At 39.7% G+C, this 20,831-nt stretch carries 13 protein-coding genes; 4 read left to right on the top strand and 9 right to left on the bottom strand.

What is annotated here, in order from left to right; translation table 11 throughout:
* Positions 1–198: 198 nt before the first annotated feature.
* From ACRWP9_RS15505 to ACRWP9_RS15480, 6 genes are read right to left on the bottom strand one after another with little or no spacing between them, the layout of a single operon-like run.
* The gene (locus tag ACRWP9_RS15505) at positions 199–1,824 is read right to left on the bottom strand and encodes a BatD family protein (RefSeq protein ID WP_434926739.1); all 1,626 of its coding nucleotides are present in this window, start codon (positions 1,822–1,824) and stop codon (positions 199–201) included.
* Positions 1,818–3,923 (bottom strand): VWA domain-containing protein, encoded by a 2,106-nt coding sequence (locus tag ACRWP9_RS15500; RefSeq protein WP_434926738.1) that lies wholly within the window; start codon positions 3,921–3,923, stop codon positions 1,818–1,820. The genes ACRWP9_RS15505 and ACRWP9_RS15500 overlap by 7 nt, the downstream gene beginning before the upstream one ends.
* A complete protein-coding gene (locus ACRWP9_RS15495; protein WP_434926737.1) occupies positions 3,920–4,924 on the bottom strand; it encodes a vWA domain-containing protein in 1,005 nt (334 codons plus the stop codon). The genes ACRWP9_RS15500 and ACRWP9_RS15495 overlap by 4 nt, the downstream gene beginning before the upstream one ends.
* A complete protein-coding gene (locus ACRWP9_RS15490; RefSeq protein WP_434926736.1) occupies positions 4,918–5,493 on the bottom strand; it encodes a DUF4381 domain-containing protein in 576 nt (191 codons plus the stop codon). The genes ACRWP9_RS15495 and ACRWP9_RS15490 overlap by 7 nt, the downstream gene beginning before the upstream one ends.
* The gene (locus tag ACRWP9_RS15485) at positions 5,494–6,429 is read right to left on the bottom strand and encodes a DUF58 domain-containing protein (RefSeq protein ID WP_434926735.1); all 936 of its coding nucleotides are present in this window, start codon (positions 6,427–6,429) and stop codon (positions 5,494–5,496) included.
* 3 nt (positions 6,430–6,432) lie between these two features.
* Positions 6,433–7,389 (bottom strand): AAA family ATPase, encoded by a 957-nt coding sequence (locus ACRWP9_RS15480; protein ID WP_434926734.1) that lies wholly within the window; start codon positions 7,387–7,389, stop codon positions 6,433–6,435.
* 346 nt (positions 7,390–7,735) lie between these two features.
* Here ACRWP9_RS15480 and fadI point away from each other — a divergent pair, with 346 nt between their 5' ends.
* The 3 genes from fadI to ACRWP9_RS15465 all read left to right on the top strand — a co-directional run bounded on the left by fadI (position 7,736) and on the right by ACRWP9_RS15465 (position 11,688).
* Complete coding sequence (fadI, locus tag ACRWP9_RS15475) at positions 7,736–9,046, top strand: acetyl-CoA C-acyltransferase FadI (protein ID WP_235088956.1); 1,311 nt, start codon at positions 7,736–7,738, stop codon at positions 9,044–9,046.
* 5 nt (positions 9,047–9,051) lie between these two features.
* Positions 9,052–11,178, top strand: coding sequence for a fatty acid oxidation complex subunit alpha FadJ (fadJ, locus tag ACRWP9_RS15470; RefSeq protein WP_434926733.1), 2,127 nt, complete (start codon positions 9,052–9,054; stop codon positions 11,176–11,178).
* A 294-nt stretch (positions 11,179–11,472) separates the two neighbouring features.
* Positions 11,473–11,688: a hypothetical protein gene (locus ACRWP9_RS15465; protein ID WP_434929154.1), complete on the top strand. Its 216-nt coding sequence runs from the start codon at positions 11,473–11,475 to the stop codon at positions 11,686–11,688.
* A gap of 303 nt (positions 11,689–11,991) precedes the next feature.
* Here the strand turns inward: ACRWP9_RS15465 and ACRWP9_RS15460 are convergent, their stop codons facing one another.
* The 3 genes from ACRWP9_RS15460 to ACRWP9_RS15450 form a co-directional block, all read right to left on the bottom strand.
* Complete coding sequence (locus ACRWP9_RS15460) at positions 11,992–12,669, bottom strand: hypothetical protein (protein ID WP_434926732.1); 678 nt, start codon at positions 12,667–12,669, stop codon at positions 11,992–11,994.
* Positions 12,670–12,779: 110 nt separating this feature from the next.
* Complete coding sequence (locus ACRWP9_RS15455; protein WP_434926731.1) at positions 12,780–17,066, bottom strand: EAL domain-containing protein; 4,287 nt, start codon at positions 17,064–17,066, stop codon at positions 12,780–12,782.
* A gap of 285 nt (positions 17,067–17,351) precedes the next feature.
* Positions 17,352–20,138 carry an insulinase family protein gene (locus ACRWP9_RS15450; RefSeq protein ID WP_434926730.1) on the bottom strand — a complete coding sequence of 929 codons (2,787 nt, stop codon included), beginning with the start codon at positions 20,136–20,138 and terminating at the stop codon, positions 17,352–17,354.
* 189 nt (positions 20,139–20,327) lie between these two features.
* Between ACRWP9_RS15450 and sixA the strand changes: the two genes are divergently transcribed.
* Positions 20,328–20,795 carry a phosphohistidine phosphatase SixA gene (sixA, locus tag ACRWP9_RS15445; RefSeq protein ID WP_434926729.1) on the top strand — a complete coding sequence of 156 codons (468 nt, stop codon included), beginning with the start codon at positions 20,328–20,330 and terminating at the stop codon, positions 20,793–20,795.
* Positions 20,796–20,831: the final 36 nt, after the last annotated feature.

The following is a 20,831-nucleotide window of genomic DNA, read 5'->3' as shown; positions in this document are numbered from 1 at the left end:
TTCTCATAATAATTACACTTAGCTTACTGGGTCAGCGCAAGAGTGCAACGACTATTGTTGAGGTTATTTTATTACTGATCTTCATTATTATCAGTGACAGATCACTAGTGGCAATTATTATAAGTCGCTACAAAGTGCCAAATAACATCTCCCTTTTATGCTATTTCATAAAAGGGAGCACAACCCATTTGATAGGCCTTAAGGATTCAGTTTAGCTATGATTGAATCCGTCTGTTTATTGCTATTAGGTTGATATGATTGGATAGCATCAATAAGCTGTTTTTTATTCACAGGGGTTGTATGTTGGCTGTAGCGGCCTGATTGCAAAACGCTAATTGCTTGTGACAGTAATTCAGAAAGCTGACTAATTTCCGCCAAAGTGACTTTACGCTTCAATATCGCTGAAAAATACTGTTGCAGCGTGCTTATCACATCGCTGACATTATTACGATCACAGGCATCCACTATGGCTGCTAAGTTAGCCATATTCGTTGATGGACGTACGCTGATATTTATGTCGCCAGCTTGATTTTGATGACTTTGGCCTGCGGCTTTTCGCCATAACACTAAAGTGATTAACCATAGTGCTGCAAATAATCCGGTCAACCATGGCCAGTAATCCTCGCTATTGTTAGATTGAGCTTGGGGCGTAATCAGTAGTGCATTATCGGCCATTTGCCCGGCGATAACGGTAATGGTTTTGGCAGGTAAAATGGCATATTCCTGCTGCTTTAATTGAATATTCCACCAAGGTACTTTTATTTCTGGCAGGGTATAAGTGCCCGGTTTAGTGGGCACCATAGCGGCAGTTAAGCTGTATTGCGAAATCACTTGTCCATCACGAATACCCGTTTGGCGTAACGGCTTCTCAGGATAAATCTTCATTCCTTCTGTCGCAGGCATTGTCAGCTCGGGAAGGCTATGTTCATCAACATTAATCGCAATTAAGCTGATGGTCCGAGTAATGGGGCTGCCTGCTTCAAAGGTAGTTTTATCATCGGGCCATACTTCGCGTAAGGACACTAAATCACTCACTAACCACTCACCTTGATAACTCGGTGGGTAGCTGTTTATTTGAATCACTTTCCGCTCGGCTTCAGTTTGCATTGGAATACTTTCATTAAAACCAAACATACCGCCACGGTTTTGTGTTTCAATTAATACATCACCAGAAAAAGTCGCACCGTTAATAATAATGTCACCAGGTAAGCCTGCAACAATACCGTAGTTACGCTCAATCACTCTAAAGCGGCGACCATTGACGATTTCAGTGCTGTCGGTATCTTCACCAATTTGTTTTATTTGTGCACCTTGGACGACAGGGGCACCCAGTACACCGCGTTGCAATTCTACGGCTAAATAGAGTTTTACCTTGTAGTTAATTAACTGACCAACGTAGGCTTCATCAACATTAGTGCTGACTTCAATATACAAATTTTCAGCTTCTTGAGGCTGACTTCCTGCTGGATTAACCTGCAGGGTAATTGGCGATGAACTTACTCCGCCGATAGTGAACGCTGGAATAGTCACCTTACCGGTATATTTAGGTGATAACAGCACTTGCCATCGAGTTTCTTTGGTGGTGCTGAAGTTTATCATTTGAGTACTTCTGCCCACACTTGTGCGACCAACAATAAAGTTATCCAGTAATGAAGATGTATCTAATGCGCCGGCATTGAGATCGTCATCGGCGCTGATGTTCAACACAAAGTATTCACCTTCACTCACCGGATTTTTGTCGATACTGGCTTCTACTTGAGTGAGCGCCATAACCGAAGGGGCCAAAATAATAAGGATTAGGCTTAATAAAATTCGAATTACCACTGTTCTTTTTCCTTGACCTGTTGACGACGTTTTTGATATTCCAATTGCATTTTATTGCGGATCAATACTTGTGGATCCTCATTTATTGCTCTTAATGCTCTTTCCATATCTTCTGGCAAAGGTTGTTGGCCTATCGTTGTTGGACTAATAACCTGATTTATAGGCTTGCCATCCTCATCTAATGTTTCTTCTAAAGGTGTTGCTGAAGTCGTTGGCTGATTTGATTGCTGAGCATTTTTAGCATCCGTACTTTGCTCAGTATCGGCTTGCATACTGGCTTCATTACTTGGTGCAGGTTCATCTTCCGCGGTTGAGTTTTCTGAAGAGCCTGATTTAGACTGAGCATTATCGGCATTTTCTTCTGCTTGATCATTAGGCTTATCATTGGGTTGACTGCCAGATGATTGTTGCTGATTTTCGTCTTGGCTATCTTCAGACTGTTGTTTGTCTGGTGTTTCATTGCTTTTAGATTGTTTATCCTGCTCTGCATTCTCAGGCTGCTTGCCTTGTTGGTTCTGGTTAGACTGATCAGAGTCTGAGCTTGAATCTTGAGAGTCTTGTTGCTGATCATTTGGTTGGCTGCTGTTTTGCTTGTCCTGGTTTTGCTGACTGTTCTGCTGGTTATTTTGATCATTTTGTTGTTGATCTTTATCCTGCGAGTCATTTTTCTGCTCACCATTTTGATCGCTATCTTGTTTATTTTGCTGTGACTGTTGTTCAAATAATTCTTGTGCTATGGCTAGATTTTCTTCTGCCTCAATAAAATCAGCTCGTAATTCTAAAGCTTGTTGGTAGCGCTTAATAGCTTCAGGTAAATCTCCTAACTGCATCAAACTATTGGCTTGGTTATATAAGCCTTCGGCGCTATTGTCTAATTCAAAACCTTCAAGCGCTTGTTGGTAATTTCCTGCCTTATAATGGGCGCTAGCCTGCCAATTAGGTTGACTGAAATTTGCCGCCGCTTTGGCATACTCTTCTTTATCAAAAGCCTGCTGGGCTTGTTGATCCGCTGTCAGCCATAAGTCATCCCAAATATTGGCCTGTACAGGCTTGCTATAGCCAGTACTGAAGGCTAACAAACCCATTAGTCCAGCTAAAGGTAGCCAGGCTGTAGGTAACATAAGGTTAGCTAGCACACCGTGTTTAAAGCTTAATAACACAGGTAGCAATAATAATAATGCTAAATAGGGACCTAAATCTTGCCATGATTCACCTTCAAGTTCAGTGGCTTTTGCTTGGCCATCTTCAGCAAGCCATTGAATGAGTTGTTTGATATCGCTGCCATCTGACTGCGCTGCAATTAACACTCCTGAACCTTGTTTAGCCAGTTTTTGCAGCAACTTAATATCGGTTTTAGCGACCACCACTTCATTGCTGCTATCGCGCATTAATTGGCCATCAGATAGCTTTATAGGGGCACCGGTTTTACTGCCAAAGGCTAATATGGATAAACGGTAGCGGCTATTTTTTAATTCATCATATACCTGGTTAAATTGCTGATCTGAAACCCCATCTGTCATTAGAATAATATCACCAGTAATATGGCCGCCCTGGGCTAAAAGCTGCTGTGCTAATGTGATGGCTGAGGATAAATTAGAGCCTCTTACAGGCATAATATCCGGTGATAATGTGGGCAAGAGGTTCAACAAAGTGCCATTGTCACGGGTCAAAGGACTAATGGTAAAAGCATCACCGGCGTAGGCAATTAAGCCCGTTTCGCCTTCTTTTATTTCAGACAGTAAATCCGTCGCGCGAAAGCGAGCGTGGGATAATCTATTTGGAGTCAGATCGGTCGCGTACATGGAGTAAGACATGTCCATAATCAACACTCTACCTTGATCCGTCGCAAATACAGGTAAATTTTGTTTGCTGATAGCAGGACCTGCTAATGCTAATACTGCAACAATCCAACAAAATGCCAGTAACCCCTTAGGTTTATTGCTTTGTTCAGCACTGTCGCTTATCAGCATGCGGGTTAGATGCGGCGCAATATAGGCTTTCCAAGCAGATTGTTGCTGATGACGGCGCCAAAATAGCAAGCTTAATAAAATAAGCGGCACTAAACCTAATAGCCACTCTGGGCGGATAAAGTGGATCATTCTATTTTGCCCCCACGCTTAAATGAAGGTAATACCAGACCAGCTTGAAAGTGTTGCTGGGCACTAATTAAGATACTGAGCAATAAAGACATTAATAAAGGCCAATAGAATAATTCTTTCTTCGGGCGATAACTTAATTGATCGCGGCTAACCGGCTCTAATGTATCTATGGTCTGATAAATTTTTGCCAGATCTTCACTGTTTCTAGCGCGAAAATACTGCCCATTGGTCATATCGGCTAGCTTTTGTAACTGAGTTTCGTCTAAATCCATTGATGGGTTAATGCGCTCTTTACCAAAAATAGTACGGCGCTCAAGTAACTCGGCGCCAACACCTACGGTATAAATAGTAATGTTTCTTTTTGCAGCTATTTCTGCTGCCATTTCGGGGTCAATATTACCAGCATTGTTTGAACCGTCAGTTAACAACACCAGCACCCGATTACTTTCATCAACCATTTCAAATCGTTTTACCGCTAATGCGATGGCTTCGCCAATAGCCGTTTGTTTGCCGACTAAACCAATTTGTGCATCGGTTAAAAACTTTGCCACCGAGCGTCTATCTTGGGTCAGTGGCGCTTGTAAATAAGCGTGATCAGCAAATAATATTAATCCGAGGCGATCGCCTTTGCGACGTTCAATAAAGTCGGCTAACACATGCTGAATTAAGGTGAAACGGTCGACGATTTTGCCATCAATCACCATATCTTCAATTTGCATACTGCCTGATAAATCAACAGCCATCATTAAATCACGACCTTTTGACGGTAACTCTATCGGGTCGCCCAGCCATTGGGGCCTTGCTACTGCACACAATAAACATACCCACATTAGCCAATATAATTTTCGTGAGCGTTTTACCGTTTGTTGGCTTTGGTTTTTGATGGCGTGACCGACACCGGGAAGTTGCAGGTGTCCACCTTGGTCGACGATTTTTGTTTGTCTAAAAAATAACGGCAATGGCAATAAAATAAACACCAAAGGCCAAGTGACACTTAACATGCAGCCTCCTGTTTATGCTGTTTATCAGTATCTTGAATGCTGACAGGCTCAAACGGATGTTTATTGGCTAGCCACAGACTCGCCAGCATTAATAATTGCTGATTATCTTCAAGTGTGAGCCCTTTAGCCTGGTGGCGTTTGACTAATAACGTACCTATAAGCTGTTGTTTGGTTTTTGGTAAACGTTGATCTAGCCAATTAAACCACGGTTGACCATTTAAATGTGCCAGTGATTGTCTTGGTAAATAGGTCATTGCGGTACATTTTAGTAAGCTATTGACCTCTGAGGCAAAGTTATCTGCATTACTGTCCATTGATTGTAATATTTTCAGCGCGGTTTTTCGGGGCGCATGATAACGACGCTGCTTGAGAACTTTACCCATGATCCAGCTCAGTATTAGGATAGATAGCACAAGTAATAGCCAATAGCCTGGTGCAATTGGCATAGCAGAAACCATGTTAGGCAATAAAATGTCATGCATTTGAGCTAAAGGCAAAACATCTTGGTTAGCCACCGCGGCAGGTGCGGCTGCCGACGCTATGATTGAGTTAATTAAAATAGGTAACATTTAGCGTAATAATTCCAATTGGTCACTCAGTGGTTTACCAGCATCGATGAATTTAGGCTGCACATTAAGCTGCTTCATTAATTGCACAAAGCCTTGTTGGGCAACTTGCTGCTCTACTAACCATTTTTGATAACTGTCGCGGGTTAATGTTAATTGCTGCTTGCCATCACGTACCGGAAAAACAAACTGCTTAGGCAAATTCAGTGTCCCCTGGCGAAGCGGATCTGTTATTACAAATGCACCTATATCACAGTGACGTTTTAGTTGTGTTAGCGGCGCAAGGCATTGTGGACTGAAATGGTGGCCATCGGTAATGATCCATACTAAAGAGCCCGGTTTTGCTATCCGCTGTAATCGCTGGCAAGCTTTGAACATGTGTTCGGGGTCTTGCGGCAAATTATCAAATTGATTGAGCTGTTTTTGATGCACATCAATTAAACCTGAAGACAGTTGTAACATGCCTTGTCTACGGCTACGGGGCTTGAGCTCTAAATGGGTTGTTTCACTGGCAATTAATGCACCGAGTTTATCACCATGCTTTACCGCACTCCAGGCTATGGTTGTGGCCACGTGGGCAGCCTGAACTGCTTGTAATAGTAATTGTGAGCCAAAATATAAACTGTGGCTTAAATCGACTAGTAATAGGATAGGACGTTCGCGTTCTTCAATAAACAATTTAGTGTGAGCCACGCCGGTACGCGCGGTAACTCGCCAGTCAATAGAGCGTACATCATCACCATTTTGATAATGACGTACCTCAGCAAACTCCATACCGCGGCCCTTGACTAAACTTGCCCTATGACCAGCCATAGCCGCTTTTGTGCGTGTTTTACGGTCAGCTACAACATGCGACAAGCTTTGGCAGGCAATTAATTCCTGCTCGTTCAAGTTTATGCCATCACTAAATAACGGCAGTGATAATTCTGCTGTACTCATTGTTTAAGGTACTGCTACTTGAGACAAAATGGTGTCAATAACGCGATCAGCGGTTATGCCTTCAGCTTGCGCTTGATAGCTTAGTAGTAGACGATGACGTAGCACATTAGGCGCGACGGCTTGAATATCTTCTGGTGATACATAATCACGACCATAAAGCCAAGCTCTTGCACGGGCACAACGTTCTAATGAAATAGTGGCACGTGGACTAACGCCATACTCTAACCATTTAGCCAATTCAGGGCTGTATCGTTCAGGCTGACGGGTTGCCATAACGATTTCAACAATGTATTGCTCAAGAGGGTCTGCAAGATAAATTTCAAGTGCTTGATCCCGTGCGGCAAATACATCTGCCTGCGCAACAGGCTCAGTAGTGGGCAATTGATGGCTAATCGCTTCTTTACGTGACTGACGTAAAATAAGGCACTCAGTTTCAGCATCTGGGTAATCCAGATTTATGTGCATTAAGAAACGATCTAACTGAGCCTCGGGTAATGGGTATGTGCCTTCATTTTCTAACGGGTTTTGGGTTGCCATCACCAAAAACAGCTTAGGTAAAGGGTAACTGGTTTTACCTACCGTGACTTGACCTTCTGCCATGGCCTCTAATAAGGCTGATTGTACCTTAGCCGGGGCACGATTTATTTCATCAGCTAGAATCAAGTTATGAAAAATAGGACCTGCTTCAAATTCAAATGTGCCAGTTTGCTGGCGATAAATGTCAGTACCGGTTAAATCTGCTGGCAATAAATCTGGTGTAAATTGAATACGATGAAACTCACCTTCAACCCCATCACACAGAGCTTTAACTGCGCGGGTTTTAGCTAGGCCTGGAGGGCCTTCAACCAGTAAGTGACCATTAGCTACTAAGGCAATTAAAAGATTTTCAGTCAACACAGGTTGACCTAAAATAACAGTGTCGAGATAAGTTCTTAAAGAATGAAATCGGCTTAAAGGCATACGGTTACTCAATCATTTGCTAATAACATAAACACAATGCGGCTTATGTTATGAATTCTATATGGATTTAGCTAGTAGGATTAACAGATTTTAACCCTTAATGAAACCAATAAGCGCAATAAGCTACACTAAGGGGATTTTATCGGTTAGTTGTCGGTTAATAGCTAAAGTCAGTCACGGCAGATATAGTGCTATTGCAAGATATATCTAAACAGGTGTTTAAAACCAGTAAATAAAAAGTTAGAATCAAATCACACTTTGATGGTCTGACCACTATGGTCGGGCGAAACGGATATTAACAACTTGAGCTTGTGTCGCCAGGTTAACTATAAAAAGAGGGTGAAAAATGAGTGATAGACAACAGGTAACAAATGCCCGCGGAGAGCGTATTGCAATCGTCGCCGGCTTAAGAACGCCTTTTGCAAAGCAGGCTACCGCATTCCATGGCGTATCAGCATTAGATATGGGCAAAATGGTAGTTAATGAGTTGTTGTCTCGCTCAGAATTAGATCCCAAAACTATTGAACAATTAGTCTATGGCCAAGTTGTTCAAATGCCAGCGGCGCCAAACATTGCCCGTGAAATCGTGCTAGGCACAGGTATGGATGTTTCTACCGATGCTTACAGTGTTACTCGCGCGTGTGCGACATCCTTCCAATCAGCGGTTAACGTTGCTGAATCCATCATGACCGGTAATGTTGAAATCGGTATTGCTGGTGGTGCTGATTCTTCATCTGTATTGCCCATTGGCGTGTCTAAAAAGTTAGCTCATGCATTAGTTGACTTAAACAAGGCGCGTACCTTCCAGCAAAAATTTGCCATTATGCGCCGTTTAGGTTTGAAAGATTTAATGCCTGTACCGCCTGCCGTAGCAGAGTATTCAACCGGTTTATCTATGGGGCAAACCGCGGAACAGATGGCTAAGACTTACGGTATTAGCCGTGCTGATCAAGATGCATTAGCCCACCGTTCACACACGCTTGCAACACAAACGTGGAACTCAGGCGTGTTGCAACAAGAAGTGATGGCGGCGCATATTCCACCTTATAAGCAGTTTATCGACCGTGATAACAATATCCGTGAAGATTCAGTACTAGAGTCTTACGCCAAGCTTCGTCCAGCTTTTGACCGTAAACACGGTACAGTCACCGCGGCTAACAGTACGCCATTAACCGATGGTGCATCAGCAATCATCTTAATGAGTGAAGGCCGAGCTAAAGCGCTTGGGTATCAGCCTATTGGTTACATTAAAAGTTACGCCTTTACTGCGATTGACGTTTGGCAAGATATGTTAATGGGCCCGTCATATGCTACACCGTTAGCGCTGAAACGTGCCGGTATGGAATTAGAAGATTTAACCTTAGTTGAAATGCATGAAGCATTTGCTGCCCAAACTCTTGCCAATATGCAGATGTTTGGTTCGAAGAAGTTTGCGGCAGAAAAATTAGGTCGTAATCGCGCAATTGGTGAAATCGACATGAGTAAATTTAACGTGTTAGGTGGCTCATTAGCTTATGGTCATCCTTTTGCGGCAACCGGAACTCGTTTAATCACCCAAGTGTGTCAAGAACTTAAGCGCCGTGGTGGTGGAACTGGTTTGGCAACGGCGTGTGCCGCGGGTGGTTTAGGTGCTGCAATGATCGTGGAAGTGGAGTAATTACAATGGAAAAGACATTTAATTTAAAACGTCGTGACGACGGTATCGCTATTTTGACTATGGATGTTCCTGGTGAAACCATGAACACCTTAAAAGCTGAATTTGGTGCTGAGATTTCAGAAATACTCATCGAAATAAAAACCGATGCTAGCATTAAAGGGCTAGTTGTTGTTTCTGGCAAAAAAGATTCATTTGTTGCCGGTGCTGATATCAGTATGTTGGCCGCTTGTAAAAGTGAACAAGACGCAAAAGACTTATCACAGCAGGGACATGTGGTATTTAATGAGCTAGAAGGTTTGACTATTCCGGTAGTTGCTGCGATAAACGGCGCGTGTTTAGGCGGTGGTTTAGAGCTGGCTTTGGCGTGTCATTTACGTGTATGTAGCGATGATAGCAAAACCGTACTTGGTGTACCTGAAGTACAGCTAGGCTTGTTACCTGGTGGCGGTGGAACACAACGTTTACCTCGTTTAGTGGGCGTAGCAACAGCCTTAGATTTAATGCTAACGGGTAAGCAAGTTCGTCCCAAACAAGCATTAAAAATGGGTTTAGTGAATGATGTGGTACCTAACTCAATTTTGCTTGCTACCGCAATTGAGCTTGCTAAAAAAGGTAAAAGCGCTGCCAAACCGATTAAGCCGTCAAAGTTAAATCAATTTTTAGAGTCAACCTCATTTACCCGTGACATCATGTTTGATCAAGCGCGTAAACAAGTCGAAAAGAAAACAGCCGGCAATTATCCAGCTCCTGGGAAAATTATTGACTGTGTTCGCCAGGGCTTAAATAAAGGTATGGCAAAAGGCTTAGAAATCGAAGCGACTCATTTTGCTAATTTAGTAATGTCCAAAGAGTCAGCTGCACTGCGCAGTATTTTCTTTGCTACCACCGAAATGAAAAAAGAAACCGGTGCTGAAGGTGCTGAGCCTCGCATAGTTAAAAAAGCCATGGTGTTAGGCGGCGGTTTAATGGGCGGCGGTATTGCTTCTGTCACCACAACTAAAGCTAAAATACCGGTACGGGTCAAAGATATTTCAGAGCAAGGGCTAAGCAATGCTTTAGCTTATGCCTATAAGCTGCTGGATAAAGGTGTTAAGCGCCGTCATATGACGCCTGCTGCCCGTGACAATGTGATGTCTCTTATGACAACTACAACTGATTATAAAGGTATCAAAGATGCTGATATCGTAGTTGAAGCTGTATTTGAAGACTTAGCATTAAAGCATCAAATGGTTAAGGATGTTGAGCGTGAATGTGGTGAAAATACTATTTTTGCTTCTAACACTTCATCATTACCTATTGGTCAAATCGCTGCTGCTGCAGCGCGTCCTGAAAATGTGATTGGCTTGCATTATTTTTCACCGGTTGAAAAAATGCCGTTAGTGGAAGTGATTGCCCACAAGACTACTTCACCTGAAACTATCGCCACTACTGTAGCCTTTGCCCGTAAGCAAGGTAAAACACCTATTGTGGTTCAAGATGGGGCGGGATTTTACGTCAATCGTATTCTTGCGCTTTACATGAATGAGGCCGCGCAATTATTACTTGAAGGTCAGCGAATTGAACATCTTGACCGTTCATTAATTAAGTTTGGCTTTCCGGTCGGCCCAATGACTTTATTAGATGAAGTGGGCATTGATGTTGGGGCTAAAATATCGCCTATTTTAGAAAAAGAGTTGGGGGCGCGTTTTTCAGCACCAGCGGCATTTGATAAGTTACTTGCCGATGATCGTAAAGGGCGTAAAAACGGCAAAGGTTTTTATCAATATGGCCCTAAAGCGAAAAAAGCCAAGTTGGTTGATGAATCGGTTTATGGCGTATTAGGTATTAAAGCTTCATCTGATAAAGAAGCAAAAGAAGTTGCCGAGCGCTGTACTATTCAAATGCTTAACGAAGCGGTTCGTTGCCTAGAAGAGGGCATCATTGCTAACGCAAGAGATGGTGATATTGGTGCTATTTTTGGTATTGGTTTCCCACCATTTTTAGGCGGCCCTTTCCGTTATATTGATTCATTAGGGCCTAAAAACCTGGTTGATACCTTAAATCGTTATCAGAAACTTTATGGTGATCGTTTTGCTCCCTGTGAAATGCTAAAAAATATGGCAACTGAAGGAACTCATTTTCATACTAACTGATGAATACTGAGTCACTAGATTTAGTGGGGATTAAAAAATCGGCAATTATTTGCCGCTTTTTATTACCTTGCCGGAATACTTTTGCCTGAATTTTAATCGAAGTGAGTGGTGCTTTAGGCTATAATGCGGTTAGTTTGTAATCTTTTAGTATTATTAAGATGTATCAATTTGGGCGAAACTAAAGGCAGTTTTAATAATACAGATAGCCTAGGCTGAAAATGGAATGCTGCTGTGCAGTGTTTTTAGCCATTATTATGATGGAATGCAGTTAACTGAAGATATAAAGAGGTTTCAGTGGTTTTTCAATTAGATTGGTTATTACTCGCTTTATTATTTGTGTTGAGTAGCATTTTTCTTGGCTTCTCTGCTTATTATGCAGGTTTAGCGGTTAAACGTTGGGCATTGGTTGGCGTGGTTTTAGGGCCTGTGGCATACCCATTATTCACTACTCATAAACATTTAGCTTATCGTAAAGTTGAAGGTTTAGGCGCCCATAGAGCGAGTTTTTGAGGCTTAGTGCGTTCATAAAATATGTTTGCCTGATGAATTAGATAAAAGAATTGGCTAGATGATTATTTAGACTGGTAAAGGATCCTGTAAATCATTATCTGTTTGTTTAATAACAGCAAATGTCTAAACAACAAAAAAGGAGCTCGCAGCTCCTTTTTTATTAATACCCGCTTAGTTATTTCCACCAGGCTTTAGCTTGAGTCACTTCTAAACGCTCTAAGCCTGCAGGCAATTTAACTTTCTTACGAGCTGGTTTAGCTAAACCCAATGCAATTTTCAATGAATTAAACATAGTTATATTCCTTATGCAGTTTGAGTATCTAGTACTTTAATCGTCGGTAATGCAGCAGTTTGAGTGTCTAGTACTTTAATCGTCGGTAATGCAGCAGTTTGAGTGTCTAGTACTTTAATCGTCGGTAATGCAGCAGTTTGAGTGTCTAGTACTTTAATCGTCGGTAATGCAGCAGTTTGAGTGTCTAGTACTTTAATCGTCGGTAATGCAGCAGTTTGAGTGTCTAGTACTTTAATCGTCGGTAATGCAGCAGTTTGAGTGTCTAGTACTTTAATTGTCGGTAATGCAGCGGTTTGTGTGTCTAACACTTTAATTGTCGGTAATGCAGCGGTTTGCGTGTCTAACACTTTAATCGTCGGTAATGCAGCGGTTTGTGTGTCTAACACTTTAATTGTCGGTAATGCCGCAATTTGTGTGTCTAATACTTTAATCGTCGGTAATGCAGCGGTTTGCTTGTCTAACACTTTAATTGTCGGTAATGCCGCAGTTTGCGTGTCTAACACTTTAATCGTCGGCAATGCCGCAGTTTGTGTGTCTAACACTTTAATCGTCGGCAATGCCGCAGTTTGTGTGTCTAAGACTTTAATCGTCGGTAATGCAGCTGTTTGATGCGAAAGCATACCTTCAGAGACATTCGCGTAGCTTGGGAAAGCGGTCAATATTGAAAGTGCAATTATTCCTTTAATCATTTTTAGTCTCTCTTGGCTCAGGGTTAATATTAAATTGTTATTTTTGACAACTAACGATTTAAAAGCAGTTCTTGTGCCAATGTTGATTAAAGGTGTGATATTTGTTTTGTTTATGGTTTCTTACGAAGTCTTACTTTATCCACATCTGCAGTTAACAGAGCTTCGAAGTCTTTTTCAGGCACAGGTTTACTAAATATATATCCTTGTATTTCCTCACAATTAAGAGCTTTTAAAATATTAAGCTGAGCGGCCTGCTCTACACCTTCTCCTACCACAGTTAACCCCATATTGTGGGCAATAGTAATAATAGAATCGACCATTTTTAAGTCGCGATCAGATTTGTCTATATCGTCGACAAATGATTTGTCAATTTTTAAGCAATTGATTGGAAAGCGCTTAAGATAGGATAATGATGAGTAACCCGTACCAAAGTCATCTAAAGCAAGACTAACGCCCATTTTTGCGAGTTGTTGCATCACTTTTATGGCATTTTCGGGGTTTTTAATTACCGTTCCTTCGGTGATCTCTAACTCTAAATGGTGAGCCGGTAGCTTGGTAAGCCGTAAAATTGACTCTATTCTTTGCTGTAAATCTGGGAGAGCAAATTGACGTGACGATAAATTGACGGCAACCCGGCCACTAAATAAGCCTTGCTCCAACCACTTCTGCGCAGCAAAACACGCCTTTCGCAACACAACATCACCAATCTCAACTATTAAGCCGTTTTCTTCAGCAAGTGGGATAAAATCATTAGGCGGAATAATGCCATGTTTAGGGTGGTTTAATCTGACGAGTGCTTCCATACCTGCTAAGCAATCATTTTTTAAATCGACTTTAGGCTGGTAGTAGACTTCAAAAAAATCTTCCTTTAATGCTTCACGAATTAAATTTTCAACTTCTAGTTGTCGTAATGCATTCTGGTTTAGGGACTCAGAATAGAATTGATAGCGACTACCACCGGCAGATTTTGCATGGTACATAGCAATATCTGCTTTGCGTAACAATGCTTGCTCGTTTTGCTCATCTTCTGGATAAAGTACAATGCCAATACTAATACCTAGTACCAAAAAGTCCCCATTAATTTCAAATGCGGGTTTTAGTGATTGAATAATGTTAGAGGCAATCATGGCACTAGAGCCAATATCGGGGTTCTGGTCAATAAGTAATGCGAATTCATCACCACCCAGTCGATATAAACTGGCATGACTTGGGATTGAAGTTCTAATGCGTTCTGCAACAGATATAAGTAACTCATCACCGACTTGATGCCCTAGAGAGTCGTTTATGCGTTTAAAATTATCTAAGTCTAATACCATTAAAGTATGGTGAATATCTTTCTTTACTAGGTTGTTTAAAGTGACTTGTAAACTTGAGCGATTTGGTAGTCCAGTGAGTAAGTCGTTGTTAGTTAATTTACGTAATTCTTCTTCTTGTTGTTTACGGCGGGTGATATCTGAAAAAACACCTACATAATGACTTGTTTCACCTTGCTCGTCATACATAGCATCTATGGTTAATTCCATTAAAAAGAAGCTACCATCACCTTTATTGGCTTCTATTTCACCATTCCAACTTCCTTGTTGACGTAATGCACTTCTAATTTGCTCTGAATAAGAATTAGGATAACGAGTAAACTCAAGTTGCTGCTCTAAAAAATTATCGTGACTACATTGTGCGATCTCGCAGCATGCTTCGTTAACTTCAACAAATACATAATCTTGGTTGAGAATGAACATTCCCTCTGAAATATTTTCAATTGCGCGGGCAAAAAGTTTAAGCTGTTCTTCAACTTGTTTAATATTATTAATGTCTTTAATTGTTCCTGTCATACGAACTGGATGATCTTTCTGGTCGCGTTCAACGATTTTGGCTCTGTCTAAAATCCACATCCATTGGTCATTGCGACCCTTCACTCGATAAGCGATTTCGAAGTGATCTGTGATACTGCTAAAATGATCATTAAGGGCTTTTTGCACTCTAGGTTGATCTATAGGATGAATATTACTTTCTTCACCTATTTTTCCTGAGCGATGTCCATCTTGAGGGAAGTCTAGTGTGCCCCAAATATTGGAGCGAAATATTTTTCCGCTCTCTATGTCCCAGTCCCACATCTCATCGCCGCTGCCCCAAAGTGAAAGTTTAAGACGCTCTTCACTGAGTACGATTTGTTTTTGGATTTCTCTACGGCGTAAAATGGCTTTAGTTATTAATAAAAATAAAATTAACGAGATGAAGCTGTATATCATTTGGGCTCTTGTTGAAAGCCACCAAGGGGGATTTATAATTACTTTAAGATTTTTTATTTTTGTTTTTTGTTCTGTGATTTTATTTTCAGCATAAACTGAAAATTGATACTCACCATGAGGTAAGTTTGTATATGTGGCAGAACTATCATTCTTTGTAGGAAGCCAGTCTGAATCGATTTTTTCTAACATATAAAAAAAATTATAGTCACTTGTGTTTTTACCAATAATGTTAAAATCTATTGTAAATGGATAATCTGAGTGGTTAAGTGAAATTGTTTTTTTATATTTCATAGGCTTGTCTAATATTTTACCTCCTGAATGTATTGGCTGATTGAAAATGGAAAGGCTTTTGTATGATAAATTTACATCTTTGTGTTCAGATATATGATTGATTATTCTTCTAGGGTTTATATAGTTTAAACCATAGCTCCCACCTAATAGTAATCCTTTACTGAAGTTAAGAGTTGCTTGCGTTGTAAAATCAGGAAGGATTCCATTGTTTGGTAAAAGCTTAACTTTCTTATTGTTTTTTAAATCTATTAAGTTTACTTCCATATTTGATGGTGCAATTAAAATGTTATCCACAATGTCTATTGAGTATGTTATTTTACCGTTTTTTAAAATTTCATGTAGCATTTTATTTTTTAGATTATATGTAAGAATTGCTGTGCGTGTACCTAAGTATAAAGTACCTTGGTATTCCTGAATACTTGCAACCAACTCGTTGTCAAAAATTTTAATTAAATGATCATTAGTGTATTTATATAAGCCTTTTTGGGATGCGATGTAAATGCTGTCATTAATGATTTTTACGTCATAAATAGGGTGGTTTAGTTTTGTATCAATTTTTGTTATTATTTTACTTTTAGTCTCATAAATATAAATTAAGCCATTAAAGCTCGCTGCAAATATTTTATCATCATGCTTTTTAACTTTCATGATGTTATCTAATACTAAAAGCTCACTTTCCTCAGTTTTTAAATTTACTTTATACAAACCATGTGACGAACCTATAAAGATGCTTATGTTAGTTGCAGCAATTGATTTATGTCCAGAGAATGAATTTATAACTCTTTTTTGTATTAAATCTTTATTAAATTCAATAATATTTTTTTCTTCAGCCGCAACAAAAAAAGAGGCGTTATTCTCTGTGGTTGAAAAAATGTTTTTGGTTTCTTTATTTATTTTTTTTGCTAGATTGTTTTCAATTGATATAAATTTTACACCATCAGTGTAATTTGATATGAATATTTTTTCAATTGTCGAATATGACATTAGCAGTCCATTCATTGTATTGCTGGAGTTTGTTTTTCCTATGGTTCGTAAGTTAATTGATTTTTCATTTTTTTCTAGAAAAATGATTTCGTCAGAAGTAAACCCTAAGGCAATATCTTTATTCTTTATTTTTGATAAATTTAGAGTGTGTTGTGATGAAATCTTTTCTTTTTCAAAATAAATTCCATCTTTAGATGAATAAATTATTCTATTTCCTAAAATTTCAAAGTCACTAGTGTTATCATATAGTTTTAGTAGGTTGCTGTTAGTGTTTTCAAAAATAGTTCCATCATAATTTCTAACAACTACATTAGAATTTCGTATTCTAATTTTTTTTATTTCTTTGAATTTTTCATTTGATATATTTTTCATTTCATGTGAAAAGTTTTCATTGAAAACATAAATTTCATTATTCAAACCAACATAATTAATTCCATTTTCACTATGCAAAGCCCAAATAACAGAATTTGATATAGGATGATTTTTTTTTGCTAATGAGAAGGTTTCTGTATATTTATCGAATATTGCTAAACCTTTATCAGTACCCACTAGTAATCTATCTTGATCATCTATGATTAGATTTCGAATAAATGAGCTGGGTAGGCCGCTTCCATTATCTTCAGCATAAAAATGGGTGAATTCTGTGCCATCAAAACGGTTTAAGCCATTAACAGTACCAATCCAAATGTAGCCTTCACTGTCTTCAACTATGCTGGTTACTGTATTTTGAGAAAGACCATCTGCGACTGTGTATGAATCATAATTGAGAATAATATCTAGCTGTTCTTCGTTAAAGTCCGAAAAAGACATCGACATAGCGAATGATGCTTGAAAAAAAGCAAAAAGAAATAAGAGTAAAGATAAGATTTTAGGCATAATTTTTATTTTTCTTGTTCTCGTAGATGCCAAGTAGAAGCGTTGATTTGCCTACTTTTTCAGAATCCATGGGGTTTGTCAAAAGTCTGTTAACACAAATGAGACTAAGTGTTGTTTTTTTACCCTTCTTGAGCTGATGTAATTTTATACGAGTTAGTTGTTTTGTTTAACTAGTACTAAGTAATTAGTGATTTATACTCCACATAGTAATAAAGTTAGTTTTTTGTATGGTTTAAGTTGATGTTAAACATTTACAAAGTAATTTAATGTTAACAGACATAATCTCTAAAAGTTAAATTTTTCAGCAGCTTGCTTAAATGTTCTTAGATCTAGAATCATATTTTTAGATCCGAGTTGCTGTTGAGAATGTTGCTCACCACAACTGAATAAGACTAAGCGGTCACAATGCTTGCTCCGCATCTGTTGCATCATGAATTTGATTAAGTCTGCTCTGGTGAGTGTTTCGACCTTTGCGGCAACATTTTCACGTTGATCAAATTGATAATCCCTATTACCTAGACTAACCCAATAGCGCTGTCCACGGGTTTTGAGATTAGAATCGTGTTCCATAATTTGGCTAATTAAACCCTGTTTAGTACTTTCCCATTGTTGATTGGTTATTTGCATTACCGCATAGCTAAAGTCGGCTATAAACTCATCAATGGCTTCAAGCAAAACTCGGGGACCAGTAGAAGGGGATTGGATATAAAAAATCAGCCCAGGATGTCTGTTGAGTGGTAGGTAACCTGTGCCTACCATGTAACCTAATTGCTGTTTTGTTCGCAGTTCATGAAAAAAGGTTGATGACATTGTATGGTTTAATAAACTGAACAGTGCCATCTTATCTGTAGTTGCTTCACTAGATTGATAATAAACAATAATAGCACTGTCTTGATGCTGGATTGCTTTCTCACGTAGCAAGGTACCAACACCTTGTAAGTTAACTAACTCTCGTGATGATTCATGGCTAGGTTTTGTCACCAGGGATAATAAGTGTTGTAATTTCTTACCCAATGCTTGAGCTTCTGACACCAACCAATCACCGTAGACTAGACCTTCCAGATAGATTTTTTCATAAAATTCACTTACATGATTGTGAAGTTCATCTAAGGTAATTGTTTCGAGCTCTTCTGCCATTCTTACCGGTTCAAAACTACGCTTTTGTAATGTGACTGTTAAGCTGGTAAATAATTGCGAGATAGGTTTTGCTTGAGCAACATTATTCCAGCTTCTTAAAATCTGCTTACGGATCATGTTAAAGCGTTCTTGGGTAAATTGTCGCTCACGCCCTTTATGTATGATTAACGCAAGCAAGGTTTCCTGATTACCCGTAAACCCAGTGAGGTGGAGGGTAATGCCACCTTGATGCGGATAAATATTATAATTTAATCCAGCAACTTCAGCCTGATAGGTTGATTCAGTTAAGTAGTCTAGCAATAGCTCAACATATAAACGGGTTAAGGTTGCATGACGGGGTGACATACTGGCTTTTTGTGAATCAAGTGATAAGTAAAGGTGCCCTTTGGGCACATTAAACTCGTCATCTTTTCTATGCCAAATTCTATAGCCTTCGCCTTCAGCCACTACCACAGGTACTGGATGTTGACTTGCCTCATTTCTTGACTGCGGATCGGGCACAATAAATGGATTAGCTTGGGGCAGTTTTAAAGCTTGTCTAATCTCAGTTTGTTGCCAATATGCTAATCGTGATAACTCAATATTCGATACCTTGTAAGGTGTGTGATACCAGGCCGCTTGCTTGTCGGTATCAAGATCTTGGGCAACAACCTGCAAGCGCATATTGAGCGGATGCATTAATTCAAGTAGCGACAGTGCTTCAGCCACATCCAAGTTATCCATTCTATAATCACCATAGACCACATCCTCAATATCATAGTGATGCATGTTAATGCTGAGGTGGCTGGCGAGATCTAATGCTTTAATTTGTTCTTGAAACCGAAAAGCGGTGTTTAATAAATTAGCGCGTTCTTGGTAACGCCAATCTTCAAGTCCATGTATTTTGATGAGTTGGATATATTCAAAAATACACTTAACGACTTCATCAATAGCATTAAAACCTTGATCAGTTAATTGAATACTGACTGAGTAATCCTTAAAGTTAAACCCATTGATGCCACCGCCAGCTGATAAGTTATTAGCTAAGCCTTGCTCTTTTAAGTAAGACAACAAACTTCCTGGACTTTCATTGCCTAACAGGTGACTTATAAAGGTTAATGGTTTGCGTTTATAGAATTGGTCAATTCCGGGTAGTGCAAAATTTACACTGATTCGTTTTTGTTGTTTTAAAGGGATAATTGAAATCTGTTTGAGGCGTTCAGCATCTGTAATCAGTGATTCAGAAGGGTAGTGTTTACTTACTCCTCGATTGACGATGCCTTCAAAATAGGTTTTAGCCCATAATTCTGATTGGTCCAGTGAAGCAGGCGAAACCAAACACAGAGTCATAATGTTTGCGCAATATTGCTGTTGATAAAATGACAATAACTCTTCGCGTAATTCAGACTGCGGCCCAGCTAATGTGGCGAGATTACCCACTGAGAATTTAGAAAAAGGGTGGGCTTGGTTAGTGGTCTCTTTTTGCACCTGATATACACGGCGAATATCGTCTTTTAGCTTTAAACTATACTCAGACTCAATAGCATGACGCTCTCTATCGACCAATTCGATATCAAATTTAGGTGCAATAAAAAACTGACTGAAGCGATCTAATGACTCTTCAAAAACATCTGCATTAATGGTGTAAAAAAAGTTTGTTTGTTCGGTGCCAGTCCAAGCATTGTTATTACCGCCATGCTGATTAATAAAAGCATGGTACTCACCTGAGTCAGGGAACTTTTCTGTTCCTAAAAATAGCATATGTTCTAAAAAGTGTGCCATACCTGGGCGATCGACAGGATCATCAAAGTGACCAACTTGAACAGCCATAGAAGCAGCAGCTTGGTTGGTTTGCACGTCTTCAACTAGTAATACCCGAAGTTGATTCGATAAGCGGATATAACGGTATAAACGATGATCATTTTGACTTGCATGTATTGCTGGAAAATCGGACAAGTGAAGGCTCCAAGTAACGGTTCTAGTTACATATTGATATTGTTATCGGCTTTTAGCAAATAACTCGTCAAACTTTATGACCACTATCGACTAAAGTTGAGTTAATTTTTGTTTGGTGACGGTTTCGCAAGTGCTTTAATGACGCTACAATTGACGTATTAGTAAAATAAGATTGATAATGAGTTAAGTATGCAGCTATTTTTGATGCGCCATGGTGAAGCCAGTTTTGATGCGCCATCAGATCGTGAAAGGATGTTAACGCATCACGGACGTTACCAAACTGGCCAAATGGCTAACTTACTCAATAGTCGTATTTCTCAGCTTGATTTAGTTTTAGTCAGCCCTTATTTGCGCGCCCAACAAACGTGGCAAGTCGTCAGTAAACACTTACCTAAAGCAAGAAAATGCGTTGTGTTAGACAATATTACCCCTTCAGGTGACCCTAAAATGGCCGCTGATGCTATTTTAGCTTATGCTCAGCAATACAAAGCAGACACTGTGTTAGTGATTACTCACATGCCGATAGTAGGTTTTTTGGTGAGTGAACTAGTTGCGGGATTAGAACCGCCGATTTTTGCCACCTCTGCTTTTGCACAAATTGACAAGCATTCAGAACAAGCAAGCTTTGTGGGCATGAATTACCCTAGTGGGGTGTAACGTTTATTTCTACAAAGTTTCAGTAAATGATAGGGC

The sequence above is a fragment of the Shewanella sp. HL-SH2 genome (assembly GCF_051164935.1).
Taxonomy (GTDB): domain Bacteria; phylum Pseudomonadota; class Gammaproteobacteria; order Enterobacterales; family Shewanellaceae; genus Shewanella; species Shewanella glacialimarina.
Note: the sequence above shows the minus strand (reverse complement) of the source record. Positions and strands in the feature narration are given on the sequence as shown.